Annotated in this window: 20 protein-coding genes; 7 read left to right on the top strand and 13 right to left on the bottom strand. The window is 69.0% G+C overall.

What is annotated here, in order from left to right; genetic code table 11:
- Positions 1-6: 6 nt before the first annotated feature.
- Genes AC3A6R_RS23910 through AC3A6R_RS23875 form a run of 8 tightly spaced genes read right to left on the bottom strand, consistent with a single transcriptional unit; the run spans position 7 to position 10,004 of the window.
- A complete protein-coding gene (locus tag AC3A6R_RS23910) occupies positions 7-1,632 on the bottom strand; it encodes an AMP-binding protein (protein ID WP_487865805.1) in 1,626 nt (541 codons plus the stop codon).
- Between the two features lie 20 nt (positions 1,633-1,652).
- Complete coding sequence (locus tag AC3A6R_RS23905; RefSeq protein ID WP_487862932.1) at positions 1,653-2,861, bottom strand: acyl-CoA dehydrogenase family protein; 1,209 nt, start codon at positions 2,859-2,861, stop codon at positions 1,653-1,655.
- The gene (locus tag AC3A6R_RS23900; RefSeq protein WP_487865804.1) at positions 2,858-4,006 is read right to left on the bottom strand and encodes an acyl-CoA dehydrogenase family protein; all 1,149 of its coding nucleotides are present in this window, start codon (positions 4,004-4,006) and stop codon (positions 2,858-2,860) included. The genes AC3A6R_RS23905 and AC3A6R_RS23900 overlap by 4 nt, the downstream gene beginning before the upstream one ends.
- Before the next feature lie 43 nt (positions 4,007-4,049).
- Positions 4,050-4,754: an ABC transporter ATP-binding protein gene (locus AC3A6R_RS23895; protein WP_487862934.1), complete on the bottom strand. Its 705-nt coding sequence runs from the start codon at positions 4,752-4,754 to the stop codon at positions 4,050-4,052.
- Positions 4,747-5,523: an ABC transporter ATP-binding protein gene (locus tag AC3A6R_RS23890; protein WP_487865803.1), complete on the bottom strand. Its 777-nt coding sequence runs from the start codon at positions 5,521-5,523 to the stop codon at positions 4,747-4,749. Before AC3A6R_RS23890 ends, AC3A6R_RS23895 begins: the two co-directional genes overlap by 8 nt.
- On the bottom strand, positions 5,520-7,478 hold the full coding sequence (locus AC3A6R_RS23885; RefSeq protein WP_487865802.1) for an ABC transporter permease: 1,959 nt from the start codon (positions 7,476-7,478) through the stop codon (positions 5,520-5,522). Before AC3A6R_RS23885 ends, AC3A6R_RS23890 begins: the two co-directional genes overlap by 4 nt.
- Positions 7,479-7,480: 2 nt before the next feature.
- Positions 7,481-8,734, bottom strand: a complete 1,254-nt coding sequence (locus AC3A6R_RS23880; RefSeq protein ID WP_487862937.1) for an ABC transporter substrate-binding protein — start codon at positions 8,732-8,734, stop codon at positions 7,481-7,483.
- 16 nt (positions 8,735-8,750) lie between these two features.
- A complete protein-coding gene (locus tag AC3A6R_RS23875) occupies positions 8,751-10,004 on the bottom strand; it encodes an ABC transporter substrate-binding protein (RefSeq protein WP_487865801.1) in 1,254 nt (417 codons plus the stop codon).
- Between the two features lie 268 nt (positions 10,005-10,272).
- Between AC3A6R_RS23875 and AC3A6R_RS23870 the strand changes: the two genes are divergently transcribed.
- A complete protein-coding gene (locus tag AC3A6R_RS23870) occupies positions 10,273-12,432 on the top strand; it encodes a tetratricopeptide repeat protein (protein WP_487865800.1) in 2,160 nt (719 codons plus the stop codon).
- Here AC3A6R_RS23870 and AC3A6R_RS23865 read toward each other — a convergent pair.
- From AC3A6R_RS23865 to AC3A6R_RS23850, 4 genes are all read right to left on the bottom strand, one after another.
- Positions 12,419-13,429: a Bug family tripartite tricarboxylate transporter substrate binding protein gene (locus AC3A6R_RS23865; protein WP_487865799.1), complete on the bottom strand. Its 1,011-nt coding sequence runs from the start codon at positions 13,427-13,429 to the stop codon at positions 12,419-12,421. The two genes, AC3A6R_RS23870 and AC3A6R_RS23865, sit on opposite strands and share 14 nt — an antisense overlap.
- Positions 13,430-13,449: 20 nt before the next feature.
- Positions 13,450-14,535: an adenosine deaminase family protein gene (locus tag AC3A6R_RS23860; RefSeq protein ID WP_487862941.1), complete on the bottom strand. Its 1,086-nt coding sequence runs from the start codon at positions 14,533-14,535 to the stop codon at positions 13,450-13,452.
- Positions 14,536-14,605: 70 nt separating this feature from the next.
- Positions 14,606-15,565 carry a LysR family transcriptional regulator gene (locus AC3A6R_RS23855; RefSeq protein WP_487862942.1) on the bottom strand — a complete coding sequence of 320 codons (960 nt, stop codon included), beginning with the start codon at positions 15,563-15,565 and terminating at the stop codon, positions 14,606-14,608.
- Positions 15,566-15,597: 32 nt separating this feature from the next.
- Complete coding sequence (locus AC3A6R_RS23850; protein WP_487862943.1) at positions 15,598-16,503, bottom strand: LysR family transcriptional regulator; 906 nt, start codon at positions 16,501-16,503, stop codon at positions 15,598-15,600.
- 136 nt (positions 16,504-16,639) lie between these two features.
- On the opposite strand from AC3A6R_RS23850, the gene AC3A6R_RS23845 reads away from it, so the two are divergent.
- The 4 genes from AC3A6R_RS23845 to AC3A6R_RS23830 all read left to right on the top strand — a co-directional run bounded on the left by AC3A6R_RS23845 (position 16,640) and on the right by AC3A6R_RS23830 (position 20,892).
- The gene (locus tag AC3A6R_RS23845) at positions 16,640-17,713 is read left to right on the top strand and encodes a phosphotransferase (protein WP_487862944.1); all 1,074 of its coding nucleotides are present in this window, start codon (positions 16,640-16,642) and stop codon (positions 17,711-17,713) included.
- Between the two features lie 17 nt (positions 17,714-17,730).
- On the top strand, positions 17,731-18,432 hold the full coding sequence (locus AC3A6R_RS23840; protein WP_487865798.1) for a hypothetical protein: 702 nt from the start codon (positions 17,731-17,733) through the stop codon (positions 18,430-18,432).
- Positions 18,433-18,504: 72 nt separating this feature from the next.
- Positions 18,505-19,878: a HipA domain-containing protein gene (locus AC3A6R_RS23835; RefSeq protein ID WP_487862946.1), complete on the top strand. Its 1,374-nt coding sequence runs from the start codon at positions 18,505-18,507 to the stop codon at positions 19,876-19,878.
- Between the two features lie 9 nt (positions 19,879-19,887).
- Complete coding sequence (locus tag AC3A6R_RS23830) at positions 19,888-20,892, top strand: metal-dependent hydrolase (RefSeq protein ID WP_487862947.1); 1,005 nt, start codon at positions 19,888-19,890, stop codon at positions 20,890-20,892.
- 33 nt (positions 20,893-20,925) lie between these two features.
- Here AC3A6R_RS23830 and AC3A6R_RS23825 read toward each other — a convergent pair whose 3' ends face one another.
- A complete protein-coding gene (locus AC3A6R_RS23825; protein WP_487862948.1) occupies positions 20,926-22,149 on the bottom strand; it encodes an enoyl-CoA hydratase-related protein in 1,224 nt (407 codons plus the stop codon).
- Between the two features lie 171 nt (positions 22,150-22,320).
- On the opposite strand from AC3A6R_RS23825, the gene AC3A6R_RS23820 reads away from it, so the two are divergent.
- Together AC3A6R_RS23820 and AC3A6R_RS23815 are read left to right on the top strand one after the other, a co-directional pair.
- Entirely contained in the window at positions 22,321-22,779 is a 459-nt protein-coding gene (locus tag AC3A6R_RS23820; protein WP_487862949.1) for a MaoC family dehydratase, read from the top strand.
- Between the two features lie 38 nt (positions 22,780-22,817).
- Positions 22,818-24,062, top strand: a complete 1,245-nt coding sequence (locus tag AC3A6R_RS23815) for an acyl-CoA dehydrogenase family protein (RefSeq protein WP_487862950.1) — start codon at positions 22,818-22,820, stop codon at positions 24,060-24,062.
- Positions 24,063-24,064: the final 2 nt, after the last annotated feature.

Raw genomic sequence — 24,064 nt, 5'->3', positions numbered from 1 at the left:
CGGCCGTCAAACCGGCACGGCGTGCCCTTCTTTCAGCAACCGCCGCAGCACCTTGCCCGTGCCGCTGGCAGGCAGCGAGTCGCGCACCTCCACCTGGCGCGGCACCTTGTAATGCGACATGTTCTCGCGCGCCCAGGCCAGCAGCGCCTCGGCGTCGAAGGCGGCCGAGGCGGGCACCACGAAGGCCTTGATCACCTCGCCCTTGTCGGGGTCGGGCACGCCGATCACCGCAACCTGTCGCACATCGGGATGCAGGATCAGGATCGATTCGACCTCTTCGGGGAACACGCTGAAGCCCGAGACCTTGATCATCTCCTTCACGCGACCGATGAACGACAGGTAGCCCTGCGCGTCCATGCGGCCGATGTCGCCGGTGTGGACCCAGCCGTCGCGCAGCACCTCGGCAGTGGCCTCGGGCCGGTTCCAGTAGCCGTGGAACACGCCCTGGCTTCGCACCGCGATCTCGCCGCTCTCGCCCACCGGCAACGTGCGGCCGTCGAGGTCGATGATCTTGAGCTCGACGCCGCGCCCCGGCACGCCGTTGGTGCCCCAGCGGATGCCGTCGCGCGGCATCAGCACGTCGTTGGTGTGCGTCTCCGACAAACCGTAGCCGGCCTCGTACACCAGGCAGCCGTTCGCGAAGGCGCTCCAGCGCTCGGCCAATTCCTCGGTGAGCTTGATGCCGAAGCTCGTGGCCATGGTGGTGTGCAGCGACGACAAGTCGAAGCGCCGCGCCTCGGGCTCGTTCATGGCCGCGACCAGCATCGGCGCCATGGCATACCACCAGCTCACGCGGTTCTGCGCAATCGACTGCAGCACCGCGAACGCATCCATGCGGTTGAGCAACACCACGGTGGCGCCGGTGTAGGCCAGCATGGTCACGCCGCAGATCATGCCGGCGATGTGATAGAGCGGCGCCACCGCGAGCATCACGTCGTCCTGGCGGATGCGGAACATCTCCTGCCCCACTGCCGTCTTGTAGAGCGCGTTGCGGTAGCTCAGCATCGCGCCCTTGGGCATGCCGGTGGTGCCCGAGGTGTAGGTCATGAGCGAGACGTCGTCCATCGACAGCGCTACCTCGGGCGCCACCACCGGATCGGCGCGCTGCACCACCACCGCATGGAAGTCGATCGTGCCCTCGGGCAGTGGCCGGCGCGCGGCCACTTCGTCGGGCACACGCACGTTCGGCGCATCGGGCAGCAGGTCGGCATAGCGCACGCTGAACACATGCGGCACCTTCACCCGGTCGGCCACCGACTGCGCGATCGGCGCCAGGTGGTCGGCCACCACCAGCGCCTTCGCGCCGAGGTCGCCGACCTGGTAGGCGAACTCGTGCGCCTTGAACATCGGGCTGCACGGGCTCACGATGCCGCCGATCTTCTGGATGCCGAAGTGCGCGACCAGGTACTGCGGGCAGTTCTGCATGAAGAGCGCGACGCGGTCGCCCTTGCCCACGCCGCGCTCGTGCAGCGCCTGGGCGAAGGCGTCGCTCCAGCGGTCGAGCTCGGCATAGCTGATCGCACGGCCGTACCAGACCAGCGCCGCCTTGCCGGGCTGCGTGCGCGCATGGCCGCGCAAATATTCGTGCAGCGGCTTCTCGCCCTGCAGGTAGTCGGGGGTGTCGTCGTTCATGGGCAATGGGTGAAGTGGGTCTACAGGCCGAGCACGTGCTTGGCCATGATGTTTTTCTGGACTTCGGTGCTGCCGCCGTAGATGGTCATGGCGCGGCAGAAGAGATAGGTCGCCACCGGCCCGAGCGCATGCGCGGGGCCGATCGTCGCGTTCTCGGGCCCCTGGCCGAACAGCGGCCCGGGCTGGTAGCGCAGTGCATCGGGACCGCTCGCCTCGACCAGCAGCTCGGTGATGCGCTGCGCGATCTCGGTGCCGCGGATCTTGATGAACGACGACTTGCCCGGCCCCACGGGCACGCCGGCCTGCATGTCCGACAGCGTGCGCAGCAGGCCGATCTCGAGCGCCTTGAACTGCGCCTCGACGGCCGCCACCTCGCCCATGAAGCCGGCATCGTCGGCCAGGCGGCGGCCGCTGCCGCTGCGCACCTGCGACGCCACGCGGCGCAGCTTCTGCAACTCCTGCGTGATGAAGCGCAGGTTGGCGTTCTCCACACGCTCGTGCTCGAGCAGGAACTTGGCATAGGTCCAGCCGCGCCCTTCCTCGCCGATGCGGTTGCGCTTGGGCACCTTCACGTTGTTGAAGAACACCGCGTTGAGGTAGTGCCGCCCGTCCATCATGCGGATCGGCTGCACCTCGACGCCCGGCGTCTTCATGTCGATCAGCAGGAACGAGATGCCCTGCTGCCGCTTCGCCTCGCGCCCGGTGCGCACGAGGCAGAACATCCAGTCGGCGAAGTGGGCGAACGAGGTCCAGATCTTCTGGCCGTTGACGATGTAGTGGTCGCTGCCGTCGTCCTCGGCCGCCGTCTGCAGCGCCGCCAGGTCGGAGCCTGCGCCGGGCTCCGAATAGCCCTGGCACCACCACACCGACGAATCGCGGATCGCGGGCAGGTGCTGCGCCTTCTGTTCGTCGGTGCCGAAGGTGTAGATCACCGGCCCGACCATCGCCGGGCCGAACACCTGCAATTCGGGTGCGTGCAGCTCGCCCGCGACGCGGTTGAAGATGATGGTCTGCATCGGCGTCCAGGCCTGCCCGCCGTGCTCGCGCGGCCAGGCGCCGGTGAACCAGCCCTGGCGTCCGAGGATCTGCTGCCAGCGCATGTAGTCCTCGCGACCCAGGTGGCGGTCGAGCCGCACCTTCTCGCGGATGTCCGAAGGCAGCTCACGCGCGACGAATTCGCGCACCTGCGCCTCGAAGGCCTTTTCTTCCGGCGAAAGATCGAGATTCATGCCGCCGGGTCCTCGGCCACCTGCGCATGGCGCCGCAGGTGCCAGCTGCTGTCGCCGAAGCTCACGCCGATCATCGACAGGCGCTTGAAGTAGTGGCCCACCGCAAGCTCCTCGGTCACGCCCATCGCGCCGTGCAGCTGCACCGCCTCCTGGCCCACGCGGCGCGCGGTGCGGTCGATCTCGATCTTGGTGGCCGACAGCGCCTTGCCGCGCACGGCCGGGTCGGCCTCGCGCAGCATCAGCGCGCCGTACAGCGCCATCGAGCGCGCCTCGTCGAGCGCGATGTACATGTCGACCATGCGGTGCTGCAGCGCCTGGTTGGTGCCGATCGGCCGGCCGAACTGCTGGCGCGTCTTGAGGTAGTCGAGCGTCATGTCGACCAGCATGGCCATCGCACCGACGGCCTCCGAAGCCACGGCGGCGATCGCCTGGTCGACGACCAGCTCGAGCGCGGGCAGCGCCCCACCTTCGTCGCCCAGCAGCTGCACCATGCTGGCCCGCACGCCGTCGAGGCGCAGGTCGGCGGCGCGGCTGCCGTCGTGCGTGGCATAGGCGCGCACGGAAAGCCCTGGCGCCTCGGCGTCCACCAGGAAGGCCGAAAGCCCGCCGCGCTCAGCCACATCGCCCGCGGTGCGCGCCACCACCACGAAGTGATCGGCCACGCCACCGCCATGCACCAGCACCTTCTCGCCGTCGAGCGACCAGCCTTCGGCATCGCGGCGCGCGGCGGTGGCGCAGTGCGCGATCTCGTAGCGCGACGCGGGCTCTGCATAGGCCAGCGCCAGCTTGTGGCGCCCGGCCATCATCGGCTGCAGCCAGCGCTCCTTTTGCGCCGTGCTGGCCAGCGCCGCGAGCATGCCGCCCGCGAGCACCACGTTGGCCAGGTACGGCTCGAGCAGCAGGCCGCGGCCAACGCCTTCCATCACGATGCCGGTGTCGACCGCATCGCCGCCGATGCCGCCGTCTTCCTCGCTGAAGGGCACGGCGAGCCAGCCGAAGTCGGCATAGCTGCGCCAGTGGCGCTCGTCGTGCCCGGGCTCGCTCGCCACGAGCCTGCGGCGATGGGCGAAGTCGTATTCGTCGCGCACGAAGCGCTCGACGCTCTCGCGCAGCTGGTTCTGTTCGGGGGTGTACTGAAGGTCCATGGATGTCTGGCGTGTTGGCTTTGGAATGTGGTGCCGGGGTCGTTCACAGCGCGAGGTAGCGCTGCTGCACCTCCGGGTGGCTGTCGAAGGCGGCCCAGTCGCCCTCGAAGACGATGCGGCCGGTGTCGATGACGTAGACGTGCTGCGTGCAGCGGCGCGCGAACCAGATGTTCTGCTCGCACAGCAGCAGCGCGACGTTGCCCTCGGTGCAGGTGCGCACCACGTCGCGCGCCATCTCCTCGACGATGATCGGCGCGAGCCCTTCGGTCGGCTCGTCGAGCAGCAGCAGGCTCGGGTTGGCGGCCATCGCGCGCGCCACCGCCAGCAGCTGCTGCTGGCCGCCGCTGAGCTGCCCGCCGTAGCGCTGCTGCAGCGGCGCCAGCATCGGGAAGCGCGCGACGATCTCGGCCACCGTGACCGCCGGTCGCTCGGGCGAGGCGCCGTAGCGCGCCATCGCGACGTTCTCGGCCACCGTCAGGTGGGTGAAGATGCGCCGGTCCTCGGGCACCAGCGACAGGCCCATGCGCGTGCGCTGGTGCGTCGGCATGCCCTGCAGGTCGCGGCCGCCGAAGCGCAGCGTGCCGCGCACGCGCGGGCCGGCGTTCATCACGCTCTTGAGCAGCGTCGACTTGCCCGCGCCGTTGCGCCCGAGCAGCGCCACGCGCTGGCCTGCGCCTACCGAGATCTGCGCGCCGTGCAGGATGTGGCTGTCGCCGTAGAAGGCGTCGAGTTCGCGGACTTCAAGCACCGACCATCTCCTTGCCGAGGTAGACCTCGCGCACTTTGGGATCGCGCCGCACCTCGTCGACGCTGCCGGTGGCGACCACCTCGCCGTAGTTCATCACCATGATGCGGCTCGCCAGGCCGAACACCACGTCCATGTCGTGCTCGGTCATCACCACCGTAATGCCGCGTTCCGCGCGCGTGCGCGCCACCAGCTGCGCGATGTCGGCGCGGTCGCTCGGCGACATGCCGGCCGTGGGCTCGTCGAGCATCAGGATGCTCGGCCGGCCCGCGAGCGCGATCACGAACTCGAGCCGCTTCTTGTCGCCGTGCGACAGAAAGCGCGCCGCCTCGCCCGCCATCGGATCGAGCCGCACGTCCGCGAGCAGCGCCATGGCTTCGTCGCGCACATCGGCCGACGGCGCGCAGCGCCAGCGCGAGCCCAGTGGCTCGCGCCGGTTGCGGCGCCGCGCCTCCACCGCCGCGATCACGTTGTCGAGCACGGTGAAGTCGTGGAACACGCGCGCCACCTGGAAGGTGCGCCCGAAGCCTTCGCGCACCCGCTCGTGCGCTGGCAGCCGCGTCACGTCGCGGCCCTCGAAGTGGATCGTGCCGCCGTTGGACGGCACCTCGCCCGTCATCACCTTGAACATCGTCGTCTTGCCGGCGCCGTTCGGCCCGATGATCGCGAACACCTCGCCGCGCGCCACCGACAGGCTCACGCCGTGCAGCACCTCGATCGGCCCGTAGTTCTTGCGCACGCCGTCCACGCGCAGCAGCTCCGCGGTGCTCATCGAATGCCTCCGGCTTCGAGCGTGGCGCCCGGCGGCACATGCGCCCGGTCCTTCGCGGGCGGCGGGCTGCGCCGCCCCCAGATCCGCTCTTCGAGGTTGCGCCAGAGCCCGACCGCACCGTTCGGCGCCAACAGGATGATCGCCAGCAGCCCCGTGCCGACGATCAGCTCCGACAGCCCGACCAAGGTGCGCGTGGCGTAGGTGATGGCTGCGAACAGCCCCGCCCCCACCACCGGCCCCCAGAACGAGCTGACACCGCCCAACAGCGTGTTGAGCATCGGCTGCGCCGAGGCGAGCCAGTGCACCTCTTCGACCGTGACGATGCGCGACCACGGCGCATAGAGCGCGCCCGCCACCGCCGCCACGGCGCCCGAGATGACGAAGGCCGCGAGCCGGTAGCGCGCCACGTTCGTGCCCATGAAGGCCGCGCGCTCCGCGTCCTGGCGAACCGTCTGCAGCGTGCGGCCGAAGCGGCTGTGCAGCAGCCACCAGAGAAAGGCGGTGATCAGCACCGTGGCCACCAACAGGAACCAGTAGTAGGCGTTCGAGCTCGACAGATCGATGCGCCACAGGCCGAAGTCGAGGGCCGGGCGCGGAATATCGGTGATGCCGTCCTCGCGCCCGAGGAAGGTAGAGAAGCCGATCACCAGCCGCAACGCCTCGGCCAGCGCCACGGTCAGCACCGCCAGGAACACGCCGCTCATGCGTCGCAGCGCCAGCACACCGATGACCCAGGCGGCCACCGCACCGAGCAGCGCCGCGCCCAGCAGCACGCCGAGGAACGGCACGCCCGCGATGTGGCGCAGCGCCAGCGCGGCCAGGTAGGCGCCGAGCGCGAAGAAGCCCGCATGGCCGAACGACACCAGCCCCGTGTAGCCGAAGAGGATGTTCCACGACAGCGCGAACACCACCTGCACCAGCACCGTGCCCACCACGTAGAGCGGGCCGGCGTTCACCCACAGCGGCAGCGTGGCAAGCACGCCGACCACCGCGACGCCCAGCACCTGCCACACGGCACGCGGAATGCGCGGGCGGTGCAGCCCGCCCGATCCGTGCGCGCCCGCGTGGCTTTCTTCCTGCGCGCCGGCGGCCGGGAACAGGCCGCTCGGCTTCCACAGCAGGAAGCCCGCGAGCACCACGTAGATCGCGAGGCCCGGCACCGAAGGCAGCAGCACCGTGTTGAGGCTCTGCACCAGCCCCAGCACCAGCGAGCCGATGAACGCGCCGCGGATGTTGCCCAGCCCGCCGATGATCACCGCGAAGAACGCGAACATCAGGTACGAGTCGCCGAGCCCCGTCGACAGGCTCTGGTTCGGCAGCAGCAGCCCGCCCGCGAGGCCGGCGAGGAAGAAGCTCGCCATCACGCTCAGCGCGATGCCGAACGACACGTTGAGCCCGAGCACGCCCGACATCCACGGGTCGGCCGCGAGCGCCTGCATCAGCTTGCCGAACCACATGCGGTGGATCGCCACCTCGAGCACGATGTAGACCACCACGCCCGCCGCGATCACGAACAGCTGGTAGGCCGAGAAGAACATGCCGAAGGGGTTGAGCGGCTGGTCCAGGCCGGGCGGTGGATTGACCGAGAAGAAGTCGACGCCCCAGATCAGCTTGGTCACGCCAGTGCACACCATCATGAGCGCGAAGGTGGCGATCAGCACGTAATGCGGATCGACGTTGCGCAGCCGCCGCAGCACCAGCCGGTCGGTGACGAGGCCGAGCAGTGCCACCACCACGCCGCCCGCGAGTGCGGCCAGGAGGAACATCCACAGCGACTGCACGTCGCGTCCCATCACCGAATACGCGGTATAGGCACCGATCATGAAGAAGCCGCCCTGCGCCATGTTGAGCAGGCGCATCAGCCCGAAGATCAACGTGAGCCCGGCCGCGACCACGAAGATCGCCATGCCGAACGCGGCGGCATTGAACACCGCGAACATGAGTTCGTTGACCACGCTCAGCCCTCGTACTTCTTGCCGGGCGACGGCGGCTCGACGATCTCGTTCTCGTCCAGGCGGTACACCTGCTCCAGGCCGTAGCCGGGCGCCGCATCACGCGCGCCGATCTTGGCGAAGTAGAACGAGCCGATGCCCTGGTGGTCTTCCTTGCGCACGCGGTAGGGGCCGGCCGCCGTGTCGAACTGCAGGCCCTCGAGCGCTGCGATCACCGCGTCGGTCTCGGTCGACCCGGCCTTCTTCACCGCGTGGAAGATGCCCAGCGCCGAGCGGTGGGAGGCCTGCACGATGCCCGGCACCCAGGGCGTGCCCGCCACCTTCAGGATGTACTCGGAGAGTTGCCTGCTGACCGGGAACTCGCTCTTGAACGGCTCCAGTTCGGGCGCCCAGAAGGTCACGCCCCACAGGTTCTTCGGCGTCGACTTCTGCATCGCCTTGGCGATCATCAGCTCGGTGCCGGCCTCGCCGATGACCTTGAACTTGCGGTCGAGCCCCACCGCGCGGCCCTGCTGCAGCAGGCTCACGCAGGGCGCGGCCGTGAGCCCGATGAACAGGCCCTCGGCGCCCGAGTTCATCAGGTTGTTGATCTCGATCTTGTAGTCGGACTTGTTGAGGCTCGCGAACACCGGCTCGGCCACCTTGACCGGGCGCCCGGCCTTGGCTGCGGCCGCCATCGCGCCGGCCTTGAAGTAGCGCGCCACGTCGCGGCCGTTCTCGCTGTCGGGCGCGATCACGGCCCAGGTCTTCACATCGGCGAAGCGCGTGGTCATCAGGTTGCCGATGCCGCCGTAGAGCATCAGCGCATTCGACGACAGCCGGAAGAAGTTGCGGCTGAAGTTCTCGTGCGTGACCGACATCACCGTGGGCGCCGGCGCCACCACCATGCTCTTGAGCTCGGCCAGGATCGGCGCGATCGCCAGCGCCATCGGCGACTGACCCGCACCGATCGACAGGTTGACACCCTCGCCCGCGAGCTCGCGCGCGGCGTTGACCGCGCCCGCGCTCGTGAACTTGTCGTCGCGCACCACGATCTCGATCTGGCGGCCGAGCAGCCCGCCGCTCTCGTTCCATTGCATCTGCGCCGCCTTGATGCCGTGCAGCCAGGCGGTGCCGGCCTCGGCGCCGATGCCGCTCATCGGCAGCATCGCACCGACGCGGATGGGCGCGCCCTGTGCGCGCAGCGGCCGCGCGCCGGCGGCGCCCAGCACGGCGGCCGCGCTCGCGGCCTGGAGAAGGGTTCTGCGTGGAATGGTCATGGTGATGCTCGGGTCCTCACAGCGCAATGGCTTTGCCCGGCGTCGGCGGCTCCGCCACGTCGGCCTCGTTGTAGGCCATGGCATCGACGATGCCGTAGCCCGGATCGGCGTCGCGCGCGCCCACCTTGGCGATGTAGGCCGTTCCCAGGCCCTGGTGGTCTTCCTTGCGCACGTGGTAGCTGCCCACCGCGGTGTCGAAGGTCAGGCCTTCGAGCGCGGCAATGACCGCATCGGTCTCTGTGTTGCCCGCTTTCTGCACCGCGTTGAACAGCGCGAGCGCGCAGCGGTGGCTCGACTGCACGATGCTTGGCGGGTTCCTGTCGCCGGTGAGCTTCACGTAGCCGTCGTAGAGCGGCGTGCTCAGCGGGTTGCGCTTGCCGGCCTCGGTGCCCGGCACCCAGTAGCTGATGCTCCAGAGGTTGGCCGGCGTCGACTTCTGCATCGCCTTGGCGATCATCAGTTCGGTGCCTGCATCGCCGATCACCTTGAACTTCTTGTCCATGCCCACCGAGCGCCCCTGCTGCAGCAGGCTGATGCAGGGCGCGGCCGTGAGGCCGACGAACAGGCCTTGCGACGGCGCGTTCATGAGGCTGTTGATCTCGACCTTGTAGTCGGCCTTGTTGAGGCTCGCGAACACCGGCTCGAGCACTTTCACCTGGCGCCCTGCCTTGGCGGCCGCGCGCTGCACGCCGAGCGTGAAGAAGCGCGCCATGTCCCGGCCGTTCTCGCTGTCGGGCACGATGCACGACCAGGTCTTCACTTCCGCGAAGCGCTCGGTCAGCATGTTGCCGATGCCGGCGAACGCGATGTAGGCGTTCCACGAGAGGCGGAAGAAGTTGCGCTGGAAGCTCTCGTGCGTGAGCGACATCACCGTGGGGCACGGCGCGACCATCATCGCCTTGAGCTCGGGCAGGATCGGCGCGGTGGCCAGCGCCATTGGCGACTGCGAGCCGCCGATCAGCAGGTTGACGCCGCTGCCGGCCAGCTCGCGCGCCGCGGCCACGGCGCCGGCGCTGGTGAACTTGTCGTCGCGCACCACCAGCTCCACCGGCCGCTTGAGCACGCCGCCCGTCGCGTTCCACTGCTCGGCCGCTACCTTGGCCCCGGCGAGCCAGGCCGCGCCGGCCTCGGCGCCGATGCCGCTCATCGGCAGCATCACGCCGATGCGCACCGGCCCGGCCTGCGCACGCGCCAGCCGCGAAACAGGCCCGCCGAGCACAGCCGCTGCGGCGGCCGTGGCCTGGATGAATCGACGCCTTTGCATAGTCATCTTCGTCTCCTGAGTCACGCGCCGGGCCGATCGGTTGGGATCGGCTCAAGGCGGTATTTGTTATAACAGATGACAGATTACGACTGAGCGAAGGAAGATGCACTGGCGTAAACCCGGATGAGCCGCAGGAGGTACCGAACAGCGCTGCGGTTGCCAGAACCCGAAACCATTTGTATCCTCCCGGCCGAGGAACAAGGGTCCGGCTCGCGCTTCGCGGTTTCGAAGAGGTCGACGCAGGCGCGACGCGCCCTTCGTCCGCAACACGTCAATGCCGCAATCCACGCACCAGAAAATCGTCCTGGCCGATCGCTACTTCCGAGCTGGACAGATCCGGCTTTGCGAGGATCTGCTGCGTCAGGTCATCAGGCGGAGCAAGGCGGTCTCGAAGGCCTACGAGCTGCTGGCCTACATCTGCGGCAACCGCGGCCAACTGGAGGAATGCGAAGAACTCCTGCTCGAGGCATCGCGCTTGCCGGGATGTTCGCCAGAGGCGCTCTTCTATCTCGGAAAGGTGCAGTTGCAGCGCGGCCAGGTGCGTGGTGCCTTGAAGTCGTTCCGGCGTGCCATTGCGTGGGGCGACTTCTTCGAGGCATGGCACGAAACGGGCGTCGCCTACGGCGCGCTCGGCGACCATGAGCGGGCGCTGGCTGCCTTCGGCCGCGCGCAGGACATCGACGGCGACTCCCCCGTGCTCCACGCCAACATCGCGCGCACGCTGGTCGAGCTGGCCCGCTTCGACGAGGCGCTTCGCCACTGCGACCGCGCACTCGCGGCGGATCCGCAACTGGTGCGCGCGTGGGCGGAGCGCGGGCTCGCACTGGCCGAACTCGGAGACGGGCCGCAGGCGCTGCAAAGCGTCGACCGGGCGCTGGCGCTGGCGCCGCGGGACGGCGGTGCGCTCATGGCCCGCGCCACCGTGCTCGCATGCCTAGGCCGGCATGCCGAAGCGCTCGCCGCGCACGCCGATATCGCGAAGCTTCCGCCCGATACCGGCTACGAGCGCGGCCACTGGCTCTACAACGCGACGTTGATGTGCCGCTGGGCGGCATGGGGCCCGATGGTGGCCGACACGCTCGAGCGCGTGCGTGCCGGCGAGAAGGCCGCCGTTCCCTTCTCGCTGCTTGCGACACCCGCGTGCCCAGCCACGCTGCTGGCGTGCGCGCGCACCTACGCGCAAGACCAGTGCCCCACGCGCGAAGGTGCCGCCCACACCGCGCCACGTGCGTCCAGCCGGAAAAAGCTGCGCGTCGGCTATTTCTCGTCCGACTTCCGCAACCACGCCACCTCGCAGCTGATGGTGCGACTGTTCGAATGCCACGACCGCGAGCGCTTCGAGTGGTTCGGCTTCAGCGTCGGGCCGACAGCGCCGGACCCGATGACGCAGCGGGTCGCGGCCGCATTCGACCGCTTCGTCGAATGCGCCGACCGAAGCGATGCGCAGATCGCGCAACTGGCGCAGACCGAGGGGATCGACATCGCGGTCGACCTCAACGGCTTCACCGAGGGCGCGCGGCCCTGCATCTTTGCGCACCGCGCAGCGCCCGTACAGGTCAACTATCTCGGTTTTCCAGCGTCGATGGGCTGCGACTTCATCGACTACATCGTTGCCGACGCGACGTTGATCCGTCCCGACGAATATGGTCACTACGCGGAGAAGGTGGTGACGCTGCCCGGCTGCTACCAGGCCAACGACCACACCAAGGCGATTGCCGACGCGGCACCGAACCGCGAGGAGATGGGCCTGCCGCCGCAGGGCCTTGTCTTCGCCTGCTTCAACAACATCTACAAGATCACGCCCGACGTCTTCGAAGTCTGGATGCGGCTGCTTCGACGCGTGCCCGGCAGCGTGCTGTGGCTGCTGAGAGGCAGCGATGCCGCAGCAGCCGGCATCGAGGCCGAGGCCGTTGCGCGCGGCGTCGAAGCCAGCCGCATCGTCTGGGCCGAGCGCCTTCCGCTCGCCAAGCATCTTGCGCGCCACGCCCACGCCGACCTGTTTCTGGACACCTTCCACTACAACGCGCACACCACCTGCAGCGATGCGCTGTGGGCCGGCCTTCCGGTGCTGACGCTTGCTGGCCGCACCTTCGCATCCCGGGTGGCGGCGAGCCTGCTGAATACCATGGGCCTTCCTGAACTCGTGACGCGCAGCGTGAGCGCCTACGAGGCGGCAGCGCTGTCCCTCGCAAGCTCACCGGAGACGCTCGCCGGGCTGCGCCGGCGTCTCTCTTGCGGCCGCACCGAGACGCCGCTGTTCGATACGCCGCTGTTCGCAAGGCGAATCGAAGCCGCCTTCGCGGCGATGGGCGAACGCCATCGGCTCGGCTTGCCACCGGACCACATCCAGCTTGCAGCCGGATCACATGCTGATCCGGCCAGCGAAAAGCCCTGTTCTCACGGCCCTGTGCGCGCCTGCGCTACTCGGCCCTGATCTGCCCCTTGGCAACGACCGCACCGAACTTGGCCTGTTCTTGCTGCAGAAAGCGCGCGAACTCTGCTGGGCCCGACCCGATCACCGCCACGCCGCCCTCCGCGAAGTTCTTGCGCACGCCGGGCTCCTGCAGCACGGCGCGCAATGCATCGTCCAGGCGGTCGACGATGCCGGCGGGCGTTCCCTTCGGCACGAAGATTCCCTGCCACACGGTGACGTTCGCGCCGCGCAGGGCGGCTTCGCTGTCGCCCAGCATCCGCGCTTCGGGCATCGCGGCCGAGGGCTTGTCGTCCATCAGGCCGTAGATTCGCACCTGCCCTGCGCGTGCCTGCTGCATCACCATCGACAGCGGGAGCACAGCCAGGTCGAGCTGGTTGCCGCTGAGGTCCGTGACGATCTGCGGGCCGTTCCGATAAGGCACGTGCACCATGTCCACGGCGGCCATCTGCTTGAGCATCTCGCCACCGAGATGCAACGAGGTGCCGACGCCCGAGGTGGCGTAGCTGTATTTGCCGGGATGGTCCTTCATGTCCTTGAACAGCTCGCCGGCCGTTCTGGCGGGCAATCCCGGCCGGCCGACCAGGGCCAGCGGCTGGGCGCCGAGCAGCGTGACGGGCTGAAGGTCGCGCAGGCCGTCGTAACGTACCGTGGCGGGTGTCACCATCTTTGCGATGACCACGGCACTTTCCACCGACATCAACAGGGTGTAGCCATCCGGCTTGGCGCGCACGACCTTCTCGGTGCCGATGATGCCGCCGGCACCGGTCAGGTTCTCGATGACGACCGGCTGGCCCAGGCGCCTGGACAGTTCGGGCACGATCCAGCGGGCGAGTACATCCACGTTGCCGCCCGCGGAATAGGGTACGACGATGGTCACGGGCTGCGCAGGCCATGCCGGACCCGCCGCCGTTGCACCGGTTGCTGCCAGTGCCGACAGCGTACCCAGCAGACAGGCGCCGAGCCAACCGCGGCGGGAGAGGAAGGTGAGAGTTTTCATGAAGGCTCCTGCGTGATGGGTCATTGAATGGCGGGCGCACCGTCGCCGGGCGCATCGGCGAGCGCGGCGATCTCGCGCTCGAAGCGCTGACGCAGCGTGCGCTTGGCGTCCGCATCCAGCCAGCAGGCATCCACACCTGCCAGGCTGAAGGCGCAGGCCTCGTTCCACGACCAGCCGCAGCCCTCGAGCACCGTGCCGAGGGTGTGGGCCTGGTCGGTGTGGAACATCGCGGGATCGTCGGTGTTGAGGGTCAGCCGGAGGCCGGCCTCCTGCATGGCGCGGATGCTTTGCAAGCGGCGTGCCTGGTTGCGCTTGACGCTCGTGATGCCGCACACGCAGAAGTAAACGCCGTTGTCCTTGGCCCGCTGGACGCCGTCGTCGTCGGCCAGCAGGTTGTAGCCGTGGTCCAGGCGGTCGCAGCCGAGCAGATGCAGGCAGTCGCGCACGTGGAACGGCGGGGCTTCCGCCTGCGTCTGGTTGTCTTCGCACACGTGGGCGGTGCGCCGAAGGCCGGCGCGGCCCGCACGCTGGAAGAGCGGCGCGAACCTGGCCGGTGGGCCCTCCCGCTCGGGCCCGTCGAGGCCGATGCCCACGACCAGCTCGTGCGGCTGGGCAACGATGTCCGAGATGGCTTGCTCGGCACTGTCCATCGGCAGGCCGCGGTCCAGCGACGCGATCAGCAAAGCCGAGCAGCCGAAATCCTGCTCGGCCGCCCGCACCCCCGCCGCGAGGCCGTCGAGCTGCACCCGGTAGGGGACCTGCGTGGGCATGTAGTACTGCGGATTGAAGGACATCTCCACATGCCGCGTGCCCGCGGCAGCGGCGTCCTCGATCGCCTCGTAGGCCATGCGCTCGAAGTCGGCGGCGCTGCGCACGGCGCGCGCGCCCAGCCGCAGCACGTCGATGAAGTCGTAGAAGTCGCGGTAGACGTACAGGCTGTCCACCGGACGCGGAAGGGGCAGCCCGTGGCGTTGCGCCAGCGCGGCCAGGGTGGCGGGCCGCAGGGTCCCTGCGATGTGCAGGTGCAGGTCCACCTTGGGCAGCCGCCCCAGCAACTGCGGCGGGAGGACACTGGACGCGAATGGGTCTGGAGAGGGTTCTTGCATGCAGCGGACCTTATCGGCCGCCATGCACCCGGCCCATGGCTGCTGCGTGGCTTGGGTTATGACAGCCTTGTCATGACCCGGGCCGCTGGGCCAGCACGCGCGCGGCCGACGTCAGCTCGTCGCGCAGCCAGCGCAAGGCGTGGTCCGTGTGGGTGCGCTCGTGCCAGACGAGCCGGTAGCGCATCGGCTTGATGCTGGCGGGAAACGGCACGATGACGAGGCCGCGTTCGCGCGCGAAGTCCTCGGCGAGCAGGCGCCCCGTGGTGAAGACGAGGTCGGTGCGCGCCAGGATGCTCGGTGCGAGGCTCAGGAACTGCGTGTGCACCACGGTGCGCAGCGTCACGCCCAGCTCGGCCATCTGGGCATCGATGATGGTGCCCCGCCCCGGTACGTGCTCGAGCGAGGTCAGGTGGCTGGCGTGCTGGAAGCTCTCCAGCGTCAGGGCACCGGCCTCGGCCATCGGATGGCCCGGGCGCAGCACGCAGACCAGCGGCTCGTCGAGCAGGCTGGTCGCGCGCAGATGTTCCGGCAGTTCCGGCCAGACCGTGATCACCAGGTCCACGTCGCCGTCCGCGAGTTGCCGGTAGTGCTCGAAGCGTGAGCCCAGGCCGCGGATGACCAGGTCGCAATCGGGCGCTTCCCTGCCGATGCGTTCGGCCAGGTGGGCGAAGAAGGCTTTGGGCATGAAGTCGTAGGTCGCGATCCGGAAGCTGCGGCGGAGAGTGCGCAGGGGCCGCGCCACCGCATGGGCGACCAGCAGCGACATGTCCGCCAGGATCCGTTGGGTGGGCGCGACCAGTTCCTGCGCCCGTTCGGTCAGCACCATGCGATTGCCGACCCTGATCAGGAGCGGGTCGCCGATCAGCCGGCGCAGAACGGCAAGGTGGCGGCTCATCGCGGACTGGTCGATGCCGAGCCGGGCCGCCGCCTGGGATACGCCGGACTCGCTGAGCAGCGCATGCAGGGAGCGCAGCAGCGGCTCGTCCAGGCGCCGTGCGCTCTCGCCTTCTGGCTCGGGAGGAAGTGACATCGCGCCAGTGTGCCGCAGACGTGCGCCCGCACTCAGCGCGCGATGCAGCGCAGCATCACCGCGCGCAGCCAGCGGTTGGCCGCATCGTTGTCGGTGCTCGCATGCCAGTACATGTAGGCGTCCATCGACGACAGCGGCACCGGGAAGGCCATCACCTGGTTGCCGAACTGGCGGTTCGCCACGTGCGCATAGCTCTCCGGCATGGTCAGCAGCAGGTCGGTTTCCGACACCGTGCGACAGGCCGCGAAGTAGAACTGACAGCGCAGCGCCACCTGGCGCTGCACGCCCATGCGACGCAGCTCGATGTCCTCGAAACCCGGGCCCTGGCGGCGCGAGGTGACGAGGATGTGGCGCTCGGCCAGGTAGCTGTCGAGCGTGATCGCGCCGTCGGCGATGGCCGGATGCCCCTGGCGCGCCACCACCGCCATGCCGTCGACGGTGATGCGCTTGACCTTCACCGCGTCGGACAGCGGCAGCAGCACATCGACCGCCACGTCGAGCGTGCCGGCCGCGAGCTCGCTTTCCAGGCTGCGGCGGTTGGCGCGCACGCTCGACACGTCCACGCCCGGCGCCTCGATGGCCAGCGCCTTCATGAGCGGCGGCATCACGGTCGACTCCATGAAGTCGCGCAGCCCGACCACGAAGCGCTTCTTCGCCGTGGCGGGCTCGAAGCTCTGCGTGTCGTTGAGCAGCGATCCGATCGACTGCAGCGAGCCGCGCAGCGGGTCGATCAGCCGCTTGGTCAGCGGCGTCGGCACCATGCGGTGGCCCTGGCGCTCGAACAACGGGTCGTTGAACAGGTCGCGCAGGCGCGCCAGCGCATGGCTGATGGCCGGCTGCGTCAGGTGCAGCTTCTCGGCCGCCTTGGTGATGCCGCCTTCGGTGTAGATGGTGTCGAGCACCACGAGCAGGTTGAGGTCGACGCGGGAGATATGCATTTGCCGTATCCAGGTCCATTCGAAGCATTCATTGGCCGCCGCGGCACCCCTGCCCTTAGGCTGTCGCCTGGACGAACGCGCACCATCATGCCGCGAGTCGCCGCGCGCGCGCATTCACCGAGGAGACAGGCACCCCATGACGACGACCAGCGAGCCGTTCGCAGGCACCACCGAAGTGCGTGCCCAGCACCGCTTCGACGAGACCGCGCTGCGGCACTGGTTCGCCGCGCGCGTCGACCCCGGCGCCAATGTGCAGTTGCGCATCTCGCAGTTCAAGGGCGGCCAGTCGAACCCGACCTTCCTGCTCGAAACGCCGAGCCGGCGCTACGTGCTGCGGCGCAAGCCCCCGGGCGTGCTGCTGCCCTCAGCGCATGCGGTGGAGCGCGAGTTCCGCGTGATGCGCGCGCTGGCCGACACGCCGGTGCCCGTGCCGCGCGTGCATGCGCTGTGCGAGGACCCGGCCGTCATCGGCACCGCCTTCTACGTGATGGACCACGTCGACGGCCGCATCCTCTGGGACCCGAAGCTGCCCGAGCTCGCGCCCGCCGAGCGCGCGGCGATCTGCGACGAGATGAACCGGGTGCAGGCCGCGCTGCACGACGTCGACGTGGCGGCGGTCGGCCTGGCCGACTACGGACGTCCCGGCAACTACATCGAGCGCCAGGTCGTGCGCTGGACCAAGCAGTACCGCGCGAGCGAGACCGAGCGCATCGACGCGATGGAGGCGCTGATCGAATGGCTGCCGCGCCACCTGCCGCCCGAGCATCCTGCGCGCATCGTGCATGGCGACTTCCGACTCGACAACCTGGTGTTCGCGCACGATGCGCCGCGCGTCGTCGCGGTGCTCGACTGGGAACTCTCGACGCTCGGCGACCCCATGGCCGACTTCGCCTACCACTGCATGGCCTGGCAGCTGCCGCCGCCGTTCCGCGGCCTCGGTGACCTCGACGCGCAGCAGCTCGCCGCGCGCGGCCTGCCGAGCGAAGACGCCCACGTGGCGCGCTATTGCGAGCGCCGCGGCCTCGCGCCCGTGGCGCCGCAGACCTGGCGCTTCTACACCGCCTTCAACCTGTTCCGCGCCGCCGCCATCGCGCAGGGCATCATGGGCCGCGCACTCGCGGGCAACGCATCGAACGCCCATGCGCTCGACGCCGGACGGCAGGCGCGGCAGCTGGCCGAGCTTGGCTGGCAGCGCGTGGCAACGGGCTGAGCACCCCACCGAACGCGATGATGGCCGCCCTGCCGCTGTTCACGCCCCGCCTGCGCGGCCTGCGCCTGGCTTTCGCCGACAGGGCCGACAGCGCTGCGGCGCTCGCGCTCTTCGAACGCGTGTTCGCACTGTCGCCGGACCACGGCGACGGCACACACGGGCCGCGGCTGCCGTTGGGCGGGCCCTGGCTCGAACTGCGCGATGCGCCCGGCGACGCGCTCGCCCTGCAATGCAGCGATCTCGCCCGCCAGCGCACGCACCTGCAGCGCCTTGGCATCGAGCCGCTCGACGGCGCGGCGCTGGGTGGCACACCGTGCCTGCGGCTCGAAGCCGTGGACACGGGCGCCTGCGGGGTCGACCTTCAGGAAGCACCGCAGCCGATCAAAGACACCGCCCGCGGCCCTGCCCGGCTGTGCGGCCTGACGCTCTCGGTGCGCTCGCCCGAGCGTGTCGCGCTGCATTGGGCGCAGCTGTTCCATGCGCAACCAGCCCGCAACCCGCAGGGGCTGCCCGCCGTCGCGCTCGACGGGATCGAACTGCGCTTCGCGCTCGCGGCCGATGGCCGCACCACGGTGGCCGGCATCGACCTCGGCGTGGACGATCTGGACGGGCTGCTGCGCGAAGCGCCGTCACACGGCGTCGCGCTGCAGCGAGAGGGGCCGCGCGGCGCCGCGTTCGACGCGCTGGGCATCCGGTTCGTGCTGCGGCCTGGGGCGTAGGCGAACGGGCGCATCGACGCCCCGCCGTATAATTCATCGAACTATTCACGATCTTATTCGATGAACTCTCCAATGAAAGCAAGGAGCCGCGGCGATGGCGAAAGGGAAGCGCTCGTCCGCACCGTGCTTTCACAGGGGCCGCGACCTGTCGATGAATTGCTGACGCTCCTGCAGGTCAGTCAGGCAACTCTCTCACGAACTATTCAGAATTTTGGCAAGGAAGTCCTCCGTTTTCGAGAACCGGGCGTGCGCACACCGCGCTACGCGCTCGTGCGCAACGAACCCGTGGCTTCCCCCCAGCCTGTCTTCCGTGTCGGCGAGGACGGCCGGGTCAGCGAGATCGGCGCTGTCAGCTTTCTCCGCGGCGGCACCTGGGTCGATCTCGGCGGGCCGGACAGCCGCTTCCACGAAGGACTCCCTCCGGCGATGGCCTTCGCCGCGCCGTCGGGCTACCTCGGTGCGCGCATCGCGAAGGTCGTGTCCGCGGAAATCGGTGTTCCGTCGTCGCTGCGCGACTGGTCCGACGATCACCGGGTGAAGTTCCTGTGCGCAGTCGGCTCGGACGTAGCCGGCTCTCTCATGTGGGGCGCCAGCTCGTTCGCCGCCCATATGGCGTCGCGGCAGACCGCGCCGATCGCCAACGTCGACATTCCGAGGGCCTATCTCGACCTGGCGAACGCCACGAGCCAGACGGACGCGGGCAGCAGCGCGGGCGGCGAGCAGCCCAAGTTCACCTGCGAGGCAGAGGGCCGCGGCCATCTCATCGTGAAGTTCGCACGCGTCGGCACGCGGTCCTCGGAAATGCTCGTCCTCGAGGAACTGGCGTTGCGCGCGCTCGCGGCGGCGGGCGTGGATGCAGCGGCGGCGCGCTACTTCGAAAACGACGCCTACGGCTACCTCGAGGTCGAGCGCTTCGACCGCGTGGGACGGTTCGGCCGACGGGGCATGATCTCGGCCGGAGCGATCGACGACGCGTTGTTCGGCATGCGCGACGACTGGCCCTCGTTCGCGCAGCGCTGCGAGGAAGCGGGAATGATCGGGCCCGGCTCGGTGCGGCAAGTCCTCGTGTTGACCGCTTTTTCCGAACTCATCGGGAACGTCGACCGGCACTTCGAGAATCTCTCGCTCATGACCGACGAGCGAGGACGGCCGGTCGACGTGTCTCCGGCCTACGACATGCTCCCCACGATCTACGCGCCCGTGGGCGGTGGCATCGAGCCGCCGTTGCGGCCTGTCGCGCCTTCGTTCCGTTCGCTGGGTGCCAGGCCCGACGTCTGGGCACAGGCCTTCGAGGCAGCACATGCCTTCTGGCTGGCCGCTGCGGGTGACGAAAGACTGTCCAGGCCGATGCGCAGGATCAGTGCGGGCAATGCCAGGCTGGTTGCCGAGGTTGTCGCGCCTTTGCTTCCGGCGCGCGGGGCAGAGAATGGCCAGTCCGTGGGTTAGCCTCGGCCCGTGGACTCCCTTTCTCAATTTGTCTTGGGCGCATCGGTTGGCTTGGCCACCATGGGCCGTCGCACGGCCGCCTGGAAGGCCGCTCTGTGGGGCGGGTTGGCCGGCACCTTGCCGGACCTGGATGTATTGATCGATCAGGGCGATGCCTTGCGCAACATGGTGCTTCACCGTGCCGAGTCGCATTCCCTGTTCTGGTTGACGCTTGCGTCGCCCGTTCTTGCCGCATTGCCGACATGGCTGCACGGCGAGCGAGCCGAAGTCCGGCGTTGGTGGCTCGCGATGTGGCTGGCCCTGGTGACGCATCCCCTGCTGGACGCGATGACCGTTTACGGCACGCAGTTGCTGCTGCCGTTCACCAATCACCCTTTCGGCGTGGGCAGCATTTTCATCATCGACCCGCTCTACACACTGCCTTTGCTCACAGGCGTCGTCATCGGTGTGACGCGCCGCCAAAGGCGGGGCCTGCCGTCGGTGCACGCGGGCCTTGTGCTGTCGACTGCCTACCTGGCGTGGAGTGCGGCTGCGCAATGGCACGTGCGCACCACGGCGCAGGCGTCGCTCGCGGGGGCGGTCCCGCCAGCGGCAATACTGGTGACGCCAACACCCTTCAATACCTTGCTGTGGCGCATCGTGGCCATGCGGCCGGACGGGAACTACGACGAGGGCTTCCGCTCGCTATTGGACGGCGACCGCCCGATTCAATGGACGCGTTTCGCTGCGCCACCGGTGTCGGGGTCCGTGAGCACGCTGCCGCCTGTGCAGCGGCTTGCGGCGTTCTCGCACGGCTTCTACAAGGTGCATGCACGCGGCGGGCGGGCATGGGTCACGGACTTGCGCATGGGTCAGGAGCCGAACTACAGCTTTTCATTCGTCGTCGCAGAGGCGCAAGGCGGGGCGTGGCGTCCCGTGGTCCCGCGCAACGAGGGTTCGCGTGGGGACGTGCGGCGGGGGCTGGCGTGGGTCTGGGAGCGAATCTGGAGTTCGAACGTCGCAGCGCCAAGGTGACGCGCTGAAGATGGCGGCCCCACGCAGCGCGAATCAGCCCACCGCCAGCGCGCACCACCCGGCCAGCGATCCGACATACATCGGCCCTCCGCGCCAACGCGGAAACCTTTGCGTGGAAAGGAACAGATGGTCGATGTGGCTCGCGTGTGCGGCCGCGCCCTCGTCGATCAGGCGCACGCCCTCCTCCACCATCGCGCGCATCAGCCGCTGCACGATCGCGTCGTCGTCGATGGGGCGTGCAACCGCGGGCGCTGCAGGCACCTCCGTCGCCAGTTCGGGCGCAAAGCCGAAGCCGCGCATCGCCCGGTCGATCGCGCGTGCGTCCACGCCGCCGGCCATCAACTGCCGCGCCGCATCGCGGTAGCGTGCCAGCATGCGCTCGGCGATGGCTGCATCGCCGGGACCCGCCGCCTTCTTCGCCGCACGCTCCGAGAAGAAGGCATGCCGCAGGGCCGCGCTCTCGGGTGTCCACACCAGGTCGGTGACGGCCTCGCGTTCGTACGCGACCGCGGCATCGAACGGCAGCCGCACCGACTGCGCCACGCAGTCGAGGCAGCGCAGCGGCGCGGGACAGTGCTGTGAACCGGCCGCGACTGCGTTGCGCGCGAAGTGCAGAAAGCCCTCGGCATCGGGATGCACGACGTGCAGTTCGCGCGAGCGCGGCAGCGGGCGCAGTTCTGCCTTCTCGCGCGCAAAGTCCACGGCCTGCGCGACCACATCCGCAGCGACGAGCGCGTCGAACAAGCGTTGGCCCGGCAGCGCGAAAAGCGCCTCGGCCAGCGCGGTGTCGCCGGTCACGATCATGTTGAGCGCGGGTTCGAGCCCGATCAGGCGCGGCAGCCGCTGCGTGCCGGTCGCGCCCGGCAGGATGCCGATGCGCACCTCGGGCAGCGCCACCTGCGTGCCGGCCTCGACGATGCGGTAGTGGCAGCCCATCGCAAGCTCGAGCCCGCCGCCCATCACCACGCCGTGGATCGCGGCGACGACCGGCTTCTCGCAAGCCTCCACCTGCGTGATGACATCGACCAGGTCGGGCGCCGCAGTCGCCTCGGGGCGGTTGAACTCGCGGATGTCCGCGCCGCCGCAGAAGGCCCGGCCGCTGCCCGTGAGCACGATCGCGCGCACGGCGGCATCGCCCTCGGCGCGGCGCACCGCGTCGGCGATGAAGCGCCGGTTGCCCAGCCCCAGGCTGTTGACGGGCGGGTTGTCCATGGTCAGAACGGCAATGCCGTCGCGCACTTCGTAGCTGGCAGTCACGGTGTCCTTTCGGGGCAGACGCACAAAAGATCCGACGGCCGATGTTCATGCACGCGCGCGGCCACGGCATCAACAAGCCGCATGCGCCCGATGAAAAGCCTTCATGCAGGCGCCGCCCTGTGGCGCACGGCAAGCGGCACCATTGGCGCATCCCATTTCAGGTGCATCGCCATGCCCTCACTCACCAAAGACAACCTGCTCGACCATGTCGGCCAGCCGATCGGCACCTCGTCCTGGATCGAGGTGCCGCAGTCGCGCATCGACGCGTTCGCGGAATGCACCGAAGACCGCCAGTGGATCCACATCGACGTGGAACGCGCCCGGCGCGAAAGCCCGTTCGGCGCGCCGGTCGCACACGGCTTCCTCACGCTGTCGCTGCTGCCCATTGCCACCTACGAACTGCTCGGCGGGCTGAACGCCACCAAGTCGGTCAACTACGGCATGGACAAGCTGCGCTTCATGTCGCCGGTGCCCGCGGGCTCGCGCGTGCGCAACCACATGAAGCTGCTCGCGGCCGAGCCGCGCGACGACGGCTGGACGCTGCTGCGCACCGAGAACACGATCGAGATCGAAGGCCAGGCCAAGCCGGCGCTCGTGGCCGTGTCGCTGGGCCTGTTCTCCTGGTCCTGAAATCCCTCTTTCAACACCCATCTCAACCGGAACACGCCATGGAATTCGCCTACAGCCCCAAGGTCCAGGACCTGCGCCAACGCCTGCTCGCCTTCATGGACGAGCACATCTACCCGAACGAGCAGCGCCGCGAAGAAGAGGCTCACCGCTCGTACCTCAACGCACAGAACGGCGGCAGCTACACCACGCTGCCGCTGATGGAAGAGCTCAAACCCAAGGCGCGCGCCGCCGGCCTGTGGAACCTGTTCCTGCCCGAGGCCGAACATGGCGCGGGGCTCACCAACCTCGAGTACGCGCCGCTGTGCGAGATCATGGGACGGCGCTACTGGAGCGCCGAAGCGTTCAACTGCAGCGCCCCCGACACCGGCAACACCGAGGTCATCGCGCGCTACGGCTCGCCCGAGCAGCAGGCGCAATGGCTCAAGCCGCTGCTCGAAGGCGAGATCCGCTCGTCGTTCGCGATGACCGAGCCGGCCGTGGCCTCGTCGGACGCCACCAACATCGAATGCAGCATCCGCCGCGACGGCAGCGACTACGTGATCAACGGGCGCAAGTGGTACATCACGGGCGCGATGAACGAGCGCTGCAAGCTCTTCATCCTGATGGGCAAGACCGACCCCGACAACCCCGACCGGCATCGCCAGCAGTCGATGATCATCGTGCCGCGCAACACCCCGGGCGTGACCGTGCTGCGCGACATGGCGCTCATGGGCCACTACGACGCGCCCTTCGGCCATCCCGAGGTGCTGTTCGAGAACGTACGCGTGCCGGCGTCGAACCTGCTGCTCGGCGAGGGCCGCGGCTTCGAGATCGCGCAGGGCCGGCTCGGCCCGGGCCGCATCCACCACTGCATGCGCATGATCGGCATGGCCGAGTCGGCGCTTGAGATGATGTGCGAGCGCGTGGTCTCGCGCGTGGCCTTCGGCAAGCCGCTGGCCGAGCAGGGCGTGTGGCGCGAGCGCATTGCCAAGGCGCGCATGCTGATCGACCAGACGCGCTGGATGGTGCTGCATGCGGCCTGGCGCATGGACACCGTGGGCAACAAGGTGGCGGCCAAGGAGATCGCGATGATCAAGGTGCTCGCGCCCAACAACTGCGTGCAGGTGATCGACGACGCGATGCAGGCCTTCGGCGCCGCGGGCCTGAGCCAGGACACGCTGCTGACCTCGTTCTATGCCTACGCGCGCCACCTGCGCGTGGCCGACGGCCCCGACGAGGTGCACCGCAATGCGATCGCCAAGCAGGAGCTCATGAACTACCGCGTGCCGGCCGCGGCGCGCTGAAG

The sequence above is a fragment of the Variovorax sp. Soil_C_19 genome (assembly GCF_057657255.1).
The sequence above is the reverse complement of the archived record's forward strand: the minus strand, read 5'-3'. Positions and strand labels throughout refer to the sequence as shown.

Excerpts from the sequence above, each read along its gene's own strand:
- AC3A6R_RS23910 (WP_487865805.1), bottom strand. The coding sequence starts at position 1,632 with ATGAACGACGACACCCCCGACTACCTGCAGGGCGAGAAGCCGCTGCAC.
- AC3A6R_RS23905 (WP_487862932.1), bottom strand. The coding sequence starts at position 2,861 with ATGAATCTCGATCTTTCGCCGGAAGAAAAGGCCTTCGAGGCGCAGGTG.
- AC3A6R_RS23900 (WP_487865804.1), bottom strand. The coding sequence starts at position 4,006 with ATGGACCTTCAGTACACCCCCGAACAGAACCAGCTGCGCGAGAGCGTC.
- AC3A6R_RS23890 (WP_487865803.1), bottom strand. The coding sequence starts at position 5,523 with ATGAGCACCGCGGAGCTGCTGCGCGTGGACGGCGTGCGCAAGAACTAC.
- AC3A6R_RS23880 (WP_487862937.1), bottom strand. The coding sequence starts at position 8,734 with ATGACCATTCCACGCAGAACCCTTCTCCAGGCCGCGAGCGCGGCCGCC.
- AC3A6R_RS23875 (WP_487865801.1), bottom strand. The coding sequence starts at position 10,004 with ATGACTATGCAAAGGCGTCGATTCATCCAGGCCACGGCCGCCGCAGCG.
- AC3A6R_RS23870 (WP_487865800.1), top strand. The coding sequence starts at position 10,273 with ATGCCGCAATCCACGCACCAGAAAATCGTCCTGGCCGATCGCTACTTC.
- AC3A6R_RS23865 (WP_487865799.1), bottom strand. The coding sequence starts at position 13,429 with ATGAAAACTCTCACCTTCCTCTCCCGCCGCGGTTGGCTCGGCGCCTGT.
- AC3A6R_RS23860 (WP_487862941.1), bottom strand. The coding sequence starts at position 14,535 with ATGCAAGAACCCTCTCCAGACCCATTCGCGTCCAGTGTCCTCCCGCCG.
- AC3A6R_RS23855 (WP_487862942.1), bottom strand. The coding sequence starts at position 15,565 with ATGTCACTTCCTCCCGAGCCAGAAGGCGAGAGCGCACGGCGCCTGGAC.
- AC3A6R_RS23850 (WP_487862943.1), bottom strand. The coding sequence starts at position 16,503 with ATGCATATCTCCCGCGTCGACCTCAACCTGCTCGTGGTGCTCGACACC.
- AC3A6R_RS23845 (WP_487862944.1), top strand. The coding sequence starts at position 16,640 with ATGACGACGACCAGCGAGCCGTTCGCAGGCACCACCGAAGTGCGTGCC.
- AC3A6R_RS23840 (WP_487865798.1), top strand. The coding sequence starts at position 17,731 with ATGATGGCCGCCCTGCCGCTGTTCACGCCCCGCCTGCGCGGCCTGCGC.
- AC3A6R_RS23835 (WP_487862946.1), top strand. The coding sequence starts at position 18,505 with ATGAAAGCAAGGAGCCGCGGCGATGGCGAAAGGGAAGCGCTCGTCCGC.
- AC3A6R_RS23820 (WP_487862949.1), top strand. The coding sequence starts at position 22,321 with ATGCCCTCACTCACCAAAGACAACCTGCTCGACCATGTCGGCCAGCCG.
- AC3A6R_RS23815 (WP_487862950.1), top strand. The coding sequence starts at position 22,818 with ATGGAATTCGCCTACAGCCCCAAGGTCCAGGACCTGCGCCAACGCCTG.